Raw genomic sequence first — 10,000 nt, 5'->3', positions numbered from 1 at the left:
GCGCGCGGCATAGCGTGCCATCAGGTCGATCTCAAGGTTTAACTTGTCGCCCACCTTGCGGTCGGACAGGGTGGTATGCGTCCAGGTGTGTGGGATGATGGCCACGCCGAAAACATCGTCCTCGACCTCGTTCACTGTGAGCGAGATACCATCCAGCGCAATCGAGCCCTTATGCGCGATATAGCGGTGCAGCGGGCGCGGCACACGCACCTTCAGCCGGTAGGCGTCACCGTCTTCGGTGAGGGCGATCAGCTCCCCTACCCCATCGATGTGGCCCGACACGATATGACCGCCCAGTTCATCACCGACCTTCAGCGCCCGCTCCAGATTGACGCGGTCGCCCACACGCCAGTGATCGAGCGTGGTAACGGCCAGAGTCTCATTCGACAGGTCGAGCGTGTAACGGTCGCCGCGCTTTTCCACCACGGTCAGGCAGCAGCCGGAATGGGCGATCGAGGCCCCGATATCGACGGTCGAAAGGTCATAGGCGGTCTGCACCTCAAAGCGCGCCCCGCCGTCGTGGCGGTCAATGGCGGTCAGGGTGCCTATATCGGTGATGATGCCTGTAAACATACTGCGTCCTTACTTGCCGTCTCTGCGTCAAACGGAGACGGCGCTACTCCAGTTCGTAGCTTTCCCACAAATCGTCGCCTACCGCTTGAACGCCCACGCGGGTGAAACGGATCACCCGGTTGATGTCCGCAATGTCGAGAAACCCTATCACAGCGCGACCGTCACCGCCCAATATAGTGGGCGCGCGGAACCATTCCAGTCGGTCCACCGCGCCCAGCTTGACAAAGGCCGTGGCGATCTGCCCGCCGCCTTCGACAAACAGGCGGTCGATCCCGGCGGCATTGAGCGCTTCCAGAGCCGCGATCAAATCGACGCGCTGATGCCGTGAGGCGACCTTCAATGGCCGCACCCCCAGCGAGACCAGCTCCGGATTGAGGTCGTGCGTCGTCACCACATAGGTCGGGATGACGCGCGCCGTCTGCACCAGTTTGGAGTGCAGCGGGATGCGTCCCCGCGAATCCAGAACGACACGCGCCGGCTGATAGCCCTCATAGCCCTGCAAACGCACGGTCAGTTCGGGATCATCTTTAAGCACGGTTTCGATGCCAACCAGCACAGCATCGTGTGAGGCCCGCAGTTCGTGCACGGCGCGACGGGCGGGCTCACCGGTGATCCAGCGGCTTTCGCCCGTGTGGGTGGCGATGCGCCCGTCGAGGGTGGTGGCCAGTTTGAGCGTGACGAACGGACGGATCATAGTGCCCCGGCTTCACGCATCATCGGTGGCAGAGAGATCCTGCTCGCCCAGCCCCTGACGGATGGGCGACGGGTCCTTCGGGTCGGGATTGCCGGCCGGGGCGGGCGTCAGCGGCACGTCTATCCCGTCACCATCAAAGCCTTCGGCCCCCAGAAACTTCGCGAAATCCGACGTTTCCTGAAAATCCCGATAGACCGAGGCATAGCGCACATAGGCCACGGAATCGAGCGAGCGCAGCGCCTTCATGATCAGCTCACCGACCACTTCGGAGCCGATTTCGGTTTCGCCCAGGCTTTCAAGCTGACGCACAATGCCCGACACCATGCGGTCGATACGCTCCGGATCAATCTGACGCTTGCGCGTTGCAAGCGAAATCGAGCGCTCCAGCTTTTCGCGGTCGAACGGCGTGCGGCGACCCGACCGCTTGACGATAATCAGTTCGCGCAACTGCACCCGTTCAAAGGTGGTGAAGCGCCCGCCACATTCGCTGCACGAGCGGCGACGGCGAATGGCTGCCCCATCCTCGGAGGGACGGGAGTCCTTGACCTGGGTTTCAGGATTTCCGCAGAAGGGGCAGCGCATTCAGGGCTCCAAGCGCAATCCGAAAGGTGGGCACCGGTTTTCGGATGAATTGCGCGACAAAAATAACTACGCGTAGATCGGGAAGCGCTGGGTCAGGGTCTTGACCTGCGCGCGCACCTTCGCCGTCACGGCCTCATCCGGCGCGCCGGAGTTCGAGGCCATGCCATCGACCACATCGGCGATCAGGTTGCCGATCAGGCGGAACTCTTCCTCGCGGAAGCCGCGGGTCGTGCCCGCCGGGGTGCCCAGACGCACACCTGAGGTGATGGTGAAGGGCTGCGGATCGAACGGGATACCATTCTTGTTGCAGGTGATGAAGGCCTCTTCCAGCGCGTGCTCGGTCGCCTTGCCGGTCTGGCCCTTGGGGCGCAGATCGACCGACATGACGTGGCTGTCGGTGCCGCCGGAGACGACGCCCAGACCACGCGCCATCAGGGTTTCGGCCAGCACGCGGGCATTGGCCACGACCTGCGCCGCATAGGCCTTGAATTCCGGTTGCAGCGCCTCACCAAACGCCACGGCCTTGGCGGCGATGACGTGCATCAGCGGGCCGCCCTGAAGACCGGGGAATACCGCCGAATTGATCTTCTTGCCCAGCGCCTCATCATTGGACAGGATCAGGCCGCCGCGCGGACCGCGCAGGGTCTTGTGCGTCGTGGTGGTGACGACGTGGGCGTGCGGCAGCGGGTCCGGATAGACGCCGCCGGCGACCAGACCGGCATAGTGGGCCATATCGACAAACAGATAGGCCCCGACGCTGTCGGCGATCTGACGGAAGCGGGCAAAGTCGATGTGACGGCTATAGTTGGAGGCCCCGGCGATGATCAGCTTCGGCTGGTGTTCCTTGGCCAGCGCTTCGACCTGATCATAGTCGATCAGATGGTTATCTTCGCGCACGCCATAGGGGACGACCTTGAACCACTTGCCCGACTGGTTGGCGGGCGAACCGTGCGTCAGGTGACCGCCACAGGCGAGATCCATCCCCATATAGGTGTCGCCCGGTTGCAGCAGCGAGAAGAAGACCGCCTGATTGGCGTTGGCGCCGGAATGCGGCTGCACATTGGCAAAGGCGCAGTTGAACAGTTGCTTGGCGCGCTCAATGGCCAGCTTTTCGACTTCGTCGGCATATTCACACCCACCATAATAGCGGCGGCCGGGGTAGCCTTCGGCGTATTTGTTGGTCAGGACCGAACCCTGCGCCTCAAGCACCGCCTTCGAGACGATGTTTTCCGAAGCGATCAGCTCGATCTGATCCTGCTGACGGGTCAGTTCGCCCTTGATCGCCGCCAGAACGGCCGGGTCGGCATGGGCCAGGTCGCTGTTGAAATAGCCTTGCGGGATGAAGGAAGCGGGAGCGTTCACGAGCTTTATCCTGTCGTCTGGAGGAAGGTCGGCACTATATATAGCGCATCGTCCGAAATTGCGCGTCTGTTAAACCTTTGAGACAGCGAATCCAAGCGAAAACGTCTGATCCTCAGGTTTAGCAAATAATGCCGCCGCGCCCGCGGTTCAAAGGCTGCGGCTTGAGCGCTTCGAGGCGGTTTTTCAGCTTCTGTACCGCCAGCCGTTTGACCGCCTCCGGGTCCGTGGCGGGCCCCAGGGTTGAAACCTCTTCGCCCGACACCGGATCAACCGCCGTGACCTTCAGATAGGCGCCGTTGCGCTGAAGTTCGAGGAGAAATTCGGACATGGGTTACTCCCTTTTCTTCCAGGCGCTCGGGTTGCGGCGTGTATGCAGCACCGCCACCACATACAGAGTAGGATCCTCCAGCCTGTAATACAGGTGATAAGGGAAATCCGCCAGCCGGGCGCGTCTAAGCCCGGACTGCACTTCTGCATTCCCGAAGGGGGAGCGACAGATATTTGCCAGTACGTCGGTTACCTGCTGGTTGAAACGGCGACCAAGGTGCGGATTTTTCGATGTGTACCATCTTGACGCCTCAATGACTTCACGCCGGGCAACGGGTGTGAACTCAAAAAGATATTCGGCCACTACAGGTCGCGCTCAAGCTCGGCGCGGATCACGTCCCAGCTTACGGAGTGGGCCTTATCCTGCTCGAAGGTCTGCATCCGTCGCTCAAGTTCGGCCATATGCCACGCCGGAACAGGGACATCCTTTTCCTCAAGACTATCCCACAGCGCTTCGATCAGTTCGAGGCGCTCCTCAACCGTCAGATCAGAGATCGCAATTCTGGACACAGCGTTCATGGGGTGAGGATACCCCCAAACCCCTGATCTGCCAAGACGTCAGGCCACCGCCGGCATACGGGCCACATTGCAGTGGCTCCACAGCTTGTCCATCGCCTTGACCAGTTCATCCATCATGTCGTCATCATGATCCGGTGACGGCGTGAAGCGCAGACGCTCGGTGCCCTTGGGCACGGTGGGATAGTTGATCGGCTGCACATAGATGTTGAAATCATTGAGCAGCATGTCCGAAATCATCTTGCAATGCACCGGATTGCCAACCAGCACCGGCACGATATGGCTGACCGACGGCAGGACCGGGATACCCAGTTCGCGGAACCGACGCATCAGGGTCTGAGCGCGCTCCTGATGCGCAATGCGGCGCTCATTGTGCGCTTTCAGCCAGCGCACGCTGGCCGCCGCACCCGCCATCACCGCCGGGGGCAGCGAGGTGGTGAAGATGAAGCCCGAAGCCCACAGGCGGATGGCGTCGCACATGGCAGCCTTACCGGCAATATAGCCACCCATCATGCCAAAGGCCTTACCGAGCGTGCCTTCGATAATGTCGATCTGATCCATCACGCCGTCACGTTCGGCCACCCCAGCCCCGCGCTCACCGTAGAGGCCCACGGCGTGCACTTCGTCGATATAGGTCAGAGCGTTGTATTTTTTGGCCAGAGCGATGGTCCCGGCGATGTCGGCAATATCGCCATCCATCGAATAGACCGACTCAAAGGCGATGAGCTTGGGCGCATTGACCGGGGCGGCCGCCAGCAACTCTTCGAGGTGCGCCAGATCGTTGTGGCGGAAGACGTGACGTGCCCCGCCGCCGTTGCGGATGCCCGCAATCATCGAGGCGTGGTTCAGCGCATCCGAAAAGATGATCAGGCCCGGCAAAATCTTGTACAGGGTCGTCAGGGTCGCTTCGTTGGCAACATAGCCCGACGAGAAGACCAGAGCGGCCTCCTTGTGATGCAGATCGGCCAGTTCGGCCTCAAGTTCGTTATGATACCAGGTCGTACCGGAGATATTGCGCGTGCCACCCGATCCCGAACCGGCTTCGTCGATGGCACGGTGCATGGCCTCAATCACCACCGGGTTTTGCCCCTGACCGAGATAGTCATTGGAACACCAGACCGTGACGTCGCGCTCGCTCCCGTCCTCACGCTGCCAGGTGGCGCGCGGGAAGGCACCGCGATGACGCTTCAGATTGGCAAAAACGCGGTAACGACCCTCCTTGCGGACGGCGTCGATGGCGGCCTCGAATGCGGCGTTGTAATCCATGTACTTATCTCAACCCCGTTTCCGCAAAAGAAACCGGGCCCTCGGTGGGTTGTTGTCAGGGTCTCAACGCCCTGTTTGACCATAGCCGGTATAGTGGGTTGTTCCGCCCGTGGCCAGTATCAATATGCCATAGGTTTCGACCTGTGGCGCATCAAATCTGCCCCTGACGCTGGTGCATAATGACGCACCTCTTGCCAACCCGCATATCGGCACAATCGAACTGTGTTTGCATTATAATGAATTTTTTGCAAATATAGGGTCTCATGGGGTGCGCTAACAACCGTCAGCAAAGGTCCGGTCATGAACGCTTCGTCTTCCAAAGCCGTCGCCGATACTGCCTTTACCGGTCAATCCAGTGCCGCCGCCTGCGAAGAGGACGAGCGTAATCTGGCCTATGTCGTCTATGGCCTGTTGTTCGTTAGCCCGTTTTCGCTGGGCATTACGGCCCTGATCGGTGCGGCACTGGCCTATCTGCGCAAAAACAACTGCACCTCCTATGTTCAGACACATTTTCGCTATCAGATCAAACACTTTTGGGCGATTTTTGCCCTGTGGGGCATGGCGACCTTTATCGCGGTTATCTGTACCGTCGTGCTGACCTGGACGCTGGCCAACCTCATCTGGTCGCAATACGACATCTCCGACTGGCGACGAATCGACCTCGATCTCAGCGACCTCGATATTTCCAGCATCCCGGTTTCGACCATACTCGGCGTCTCTTCGGGCTATGTGGTTTCGGCCCTGCTGACCTTCATGGCCACCGTATGGATTCTGGCCACGTCTGTGAACGGCGTTCTCAAGCTCAATAATCACAAGCCGATTGGCAAACGCTTCAGAACGGCGTAAGCCCCAGCCCCGTTGATCTGATATTTTCGCACATCTGATACGCTTAAACGGGGCGTCCATATGACCTTCTCCCCCCTCGTCGGTGCCTACCCTCTCTCCCGCCCGCGCCGTCTGCGTCAGTCGGGCTGGGTGCGTGATCTGGTGGCCGAACACCACCTCAGCGTTTCCGACCTGATCTGGCCGATCTTTGTGCACGACAAGGACGTGGCGCGTGACCCCATCCGCTCGCTGGAAGGCGTCGATCGTCTGAGCATCGCCGAAGCCGTCAAGGAAGCCAGAGAAGCCTATGCGCTGGGCATACCGGCCCTGGCGCTGTTTCCCAATATCGATCCGTCGCTGCGCAACGATGACGCGACGGCCGCCTATGACCCCGACGGTCTGATCGCCCGCACCTGTCGCGCCATCAAATCCGCCGTGCCGGAAATAGGCCTGATCGTCGATGTGGCGCTCGATCCCTTCACCTCGCACGGCCACGACGGCATCCTCTCCAACGGCCGGATTCACAACGAAAAGACCATCGAGATACTCACCCGACAGGCGCTGGTACAGGCCGAGGCCGGGGCCGATGTGCTGGCCCCCTCTGACATGATGGACGGGCGAATCGGCGAGATTCGCAAGGCGCTGGAGGCACAGGGCCTGACCGATAAGCTGATCCTGTCCTATGCCGCCAAATACGCCTCGGCCTTCTACGGCCCGTTCCGCGACGCGGTCGGCACCTCGGCTTTGAAAGGCGACAAGAAGACCTATCAGATGGACAGCGCCAATACCGACGAGGCCCTGCGCGAAGTCGCCATGGACCTTCAGGAAGGTGCCGACATGGTCATGGTCAAACCCGGCCTGCCCTATCTCGACATCGTGCAGCGCGTATCGGAAACGTTCAAAGTGCCGACCTTCGTCTATCAGGTGTCGGGCGAATACGCGATGATCAAGGCGGCGGTGAATGCTGGCTTCATGGACCACGACAAGGGCGTGTTTGAGACACTGCTGGCCTTCAAACGCGCCGGCGCGTCGGGCGTTTTGACGTATTTTGCAAAATACGTGGCGGAGAAGTTGGCGCGATGAGCGATAACGATTACGAGTATCCGGTCAAAACCCTCAATGTAGCCTTAGCGTCCACCGACTGCGTCAAACTCATAACCGATCATCTCGATGATTATAGTCAATATGAAGGTTATGTCATTGCGTTGACGGAGAAGCTTGCCTTGCTCCAAACCATTGACGATTGGCATACTGATGGGTTTGCCGTTTTTGCTCTTAGTCACCTTGTCGGTTGGCGACAAAGCCCGACTGAAACCGGACGTTCAATCATTCTACGTTCTTTCGGTATTCACAAAGGCGTACAACCCGATGGCATAAATTTAAATAGTCTGCCAGAACTCTGCTGGGCACTAAAAACTTTGGAAAAAACCATCGCCGTCAACATAGGTAATGAGTGTGAAGTCGGAGAGATTGCTCAGGTTTCACGTCGCCTTATTTTGAATGGCATTGATGCTGTGGCCGCGCCTTTGGAAGGCCCCGTCGAAATCGATTGGGAAGACATAAGTCAAATTAGCTTTGACGATGAATATACAACCGGCTTCAAGGACTATCTCCAGTCTCTGAAAAGTTGAACATTTACTTCCGCCGCGCCTCCAGACGCGCGTGCAGCGATGAGGTGTCCCAGCGATTTCCGCCCATGGCCTGCACCTCGGAATAGAACTGATCGACCAGTGCGGCGACGCTCAGGTGCGCGCCGTTTGAGCGCGCCTCATCAAGCGCAATCCCCAGATCCTTGCGCATCCAGTCCACCGCAAAGCCAAAGTCGTACCTGCCCTCGGCCATGGTCGCCCAGCGGTTCGACATCTGCCACGACCCCGCCGCGCCCTGTGAGATAGCCTGGAACACCAGCTCCGGGTCAATCTCAGCGCATTTGGCAAAGTGCAGCGCCTCGGCAATGCCCTGCACCGCTCCGGCAATGGCAATCTGGTTGCACATCTTGGCCGTCTGGCCCGCACCGGCCTCGCCGATCCGGGTCAAAGACTTGGTATAGGGCAGGGTCACCGCGCGCACGCGGGCCAGTTGCGACTCTTCGCACCCGACCATGACCGACAAGGCGCCATTGACGGCACCCGCCTGTCCGCCGGACACCGGCGCATCGGCAAAATGCAAACCTTTCTCGGCACATAGGACCGAAAGCTCACGCGCCAGTCGGGCCGAAGTCGTCGTGTGGTCAACGATCAGACTGCCCACCGCCATGCGCTCCGCCGCCCGCGTCACCAGATCGCGCACATCATCATCGCGCCCGACGCACAGGACCAGCACCTCGGCATTTTCCACGGCCTCTTCAAAGTCGGTGGCAAAGGCCGCGCGGTGCGCCTCCCCCCACGCCATGGCCTTATCCACCGAGCGGTTGAAGCCCACGACCTCGAAACCGGCCTTCAACAGATGACCGGCCATGGGGGCGCCCATAACGCCCAGACCTGCAAATACGATACGCATGGGATGCCTCAAACCGGTAAGGGGTGGGTCTGGCCATAGCGGCCACGGAAATAGGTCAGGCCGTGTTCGCCAAAATGGGTTTCGGACTGATCGAAGGCTTCGACCTCACCGACAATCACCAGATGATCCCCCAGCACCTGCGTCTGATACTGACGACATTTCAGCCAGGACAGCGCCCCTTTCAAACGCAGCGGTTCGTCAGCGAACGACAGGTCGTCGGCTTCGCGGCAATAGGGGTTTTCACGGAAGAAGCGGTCGGACAGATCGCGTTGCGCCGCGCTCAGGATATTAATGCCAAAACTCTGCGCCTCGGCAAACAGGGCATAGCGTTCGGATTTGAGATCCAGAGACCACAGAATCAGCTTCGGCTCCAGAGACACAGAGGCGAACGAGTTGATGGTCAGCCCCATGACGCACGGGTGGCCTTCACGGTCCACCACGGGAATGGTGACGACAGCCACGCCGGTGGCAAAGGTGCCCAGCGCGTGACGATAGGCCAGACGATCAGGGTCGCTCAACGGAACCTCATGGCAACAGGAATACCCCCTCCTTTGACCCCAAAAGCCTGCGGGGGTCAATCGCTGAAACCGCCTCAAAACCGCTGGCGGCTTCAACCGCCTGTTAAGATTAATGACCGATAGATTGATGAACTTCCGGAGTTCGTATGGCCAGTCGCGACGCCCCCGTTGTCATCAAGAAAGTCAAGAAGGTCGTCGGCGGCGGACACCACGGCGGCGCGTGGAAGGTCGCCTATGCCGACTTCGTGACAGCCATGATGGCCTTCTTCCTGCTGATGTGGCTGATCAACACCACCTCCCCCGAACAAAAGAAGGGCGTGGCCGACTATTTCGCCCCGGCCAGCGTATCTCAGACGACTTCGGGCTCAGGCGGCATTCTGGCAGGCACCGCGATTGGCCGTGACGGCGTCAAGCAGGAAGGCTCGATGGCCTTCATCGAGCATATGGCCCCCGAAGCCCCGGACGTGCAGGATCGTGACGGCACCGCCAAAAATGCCGCCGACCTGTCGCAGACGCCGGAAGAGGAACTGCGCGAAGAGTTGCAAAAACGCGAGGAGGCTTCGTTCCGCTCCGCCGCCGAATCGCTGCGTCAGGCCCTTCAGGACATGCCCGAACTGGCCGAACTGTCGAAAAACATCCTTGTCGATCAGACGCCGGAAGGGTTGCGCATCCAACTGATCGATCAGGAAGGGCGCGCCATGTTCAATGCCAACTCTACACAGCCCAATGAACGCGCCCGCCTGTTGCTGCGCGCCGTGGCCAAGGTCGTCAATCAGTTGCCCAACCGCATCTCGATCACCGGGCACACGACCGGCACCCCCGGCATGGGGCAGTCGGA

Annotated in this window: 13 protein-coding genes and 1 pseudogene; 4 read left to right on the top strand and 10 right to left on the bottom strand. The window is 60.0% G+C overall.

Features of this window, described 5'->3' with window-relative positions; genetic code table 11:
• The 8 genes and pseudogenes from LDL37_RS11565 to hemA all read right to left on the bottom strand — a co-directional run.
• A partial coding sequence (locus tag LDL37_RS11565; protein WP_290798338.1) for a riboflavin synthase occupies positions 1 to 573 on the bottom strand: 573 nt, incomplete at its 3' end.
• Between the two features lie 43 nt (positions 574 to 616).
• On the bottom strand, positions 617 to 1,267 hold the full coding sequence (locus tag LDL37_RS11560) for a RibD family protein (RefSeq protein ID WP_290798335.1): 651 nt from the start codon (positions 1,265 to 1,267) through the stop codon (positions 617 to 619).
• Between the two features lie 150 nt (positions 1,268 to 1,417).
• Positions 1,418 to 1,849: pseudogene (gene nrdR, locus LDL37_RS11555) on the bottom strand (transcriptional regulator NrdR); the annotation flags it as partial.
• A 66-nt stretch (positions 1,850 to 1,915) separates the two neighbouring features.
• Positions 1,916 to 3,211 (bottom strand): serine hydroxymethyltransferase, encoded by a 1,296-nt coding sequence (gene glyA, locus LDL37_RS11550; RefSeq protein ID WP_272742011.1) that lies wholly within the window; start codon positions 3,209 to 3,211, stop codon positions 1,916 to 1,918.
• 118 nt (positions 3,212 to 3,329) lie between these two features.
• Positions 3,330 to 3,539, bottom strand: a complete 210-nt coding sequence (locus LDL37_RS11545) for a hypothetical protein (RefSeq protein ID WP_013480405.1) — start codon at positions 3,537 to 3,539, stop codon at positions 3,330 to 3,332.
• A 3-nt stretch (positions 3,540 to 3,542) separates the two neighbouring features.
• A complete protein-coding gene (locus LDL37_RS11540; protein WP_290798326.1) occupies positions 3,543 to 3,842 on the bottom strand; it encodes a type II toxin-antitoxin system RelE/ParE family toxin in 300 nt (99 codons plus the stop codon).
• Positions 3,842 to 4,057, bottom strand: coding sequence for an addiction module protein (locus tag LDL37_RS11535; protein WP_290798323.1), 216 nt, complete (start codon positions 4,055 to 4,057; stop codon positions 3,842 to 3,844). The genes LDL37_RS11540 and LDL37_RS11535 overlap by 1 nt, the downstream gene beginning before the upstream one ends.
• 39 nt (positions 4,058 to 4,096) lie before the next feature.
• Positions 4,097 to 5,320 (bottom strand): 5-aminolevulinate synthase, encoded by a 1,224-nt coding sequence (gene hemA / locus LDL37_RS11530; protein ID WP_013480408.1) that lies wholly within the window; start codon positions 5,318 to 5,320, stop codon positions 4,097 to 4,099.
• Positions 5,321 to 5,620: 300 nt separating this feature from the next.
• Here hemA and LDL37_RS11525 point away from each other — a divergent pair, with 300 nt between their 5' ends.
• Genes LDL37_RS11525 through LDL37_RS11515 form a run of 3 tightly spaced genes read left to right on the top strand, consistent with a single transcriptional unit; the run spans position 5,621 to position 7,776 of the window.
• Positions 5,621 to 6,166 carry a hypothetical protein gene (locus LDL37_RS11525; protein ID WP_290798317.1) on the top strand — a complete coding sequence of 182 codons (546 nt, stop codon included), beginning with the start codon at positions 5,621 to 5,623 and terminating at the stop codon, positions 6,164 to 6,166.
• 60 nt (positions 6,167 to 6,226) lie between these two features.
• Positions 6,227 to 7,228, top strand: coding sequence for a porphobilinogen synthase (gene hemB / locus LDL37_RS11520; RefSeq protein ID WP_290798314.1), 1,002 nt, complete (start codon positions 6,227 to 6,229; stop codon positions 7,226 to 7,228).
• On the top strand, positions 7,225 to 7,776 hold the full coding sequence (locus LDL37_RS11515) for a hypothetical protein (protein ID WP_126423829.1): 552 nt from the start codon (positions 7,225 to 7,227) through the stop codon (positions 7,774 to 7,776). The genes hemB and LDL37_RS11515 overlap by 4 nt, the downstream gene beginning before the upstream one ends.
• A gap of 4 nt (positions 7,777 to 7,780) precedes the next feature.
• Here LDL37_RS11515 and LDL37_RS11510 read toward each other — a convergent pair whose 3' ends face one another.
• Positions 7,781 to 8,644 (bottom strand): NAD(P)-dependent oxidoreductase, encoded by an 864-nt coding sequence (locus tag LDL37_RS11510; protein WP_290798311.1) that lies wholly within the window; start codon positions 8,642 to 8,644, stop codon positions 7,781 to 7,783.
• A gap of 8 nt (positions 8,645 to 8,652) precedes the next feature.
• Positions 8,653 to 9,162: a flavin reductase family protein gene (locus LDL37_RS11505; RefSeq protein ID WP_290798308.1), complete on the bottom strand. Its 510-nt coding sequence runs from the start codon at positions 9,160 to 9,162 to the stop codon at positions 8,653 to 8,655.
• 146 nt (positions 9,163 to 9,308) lie between these two features.
• Between LDL37_RS11505 and LDL37_RS11500 the strand changes: the two genes are divergently transcribed.
• Positions 9,309 to 10,000, top strand: a 692-nt coding sequence (locus LDL37_RS11500) for a flagellar motor protein MotB (RefSeq protein WP_290798305.1), incomplete at its 3' end; no start/stop codon positions are given.

It is taken from the genome of Asticcacaulis sp., assembly GCF_020217185.1.
Lineage (GTDB): Bacteria > Pseudomonadota > Alphaproteobacteria > Caulobacterales > Caulobacteraceae > Asticcacaulis.
The sequence above is the reverse complement of the archived record's forward strand: the minus strand, read 5'-3'. Positions and strand labels throughout refer to the sequence as shown.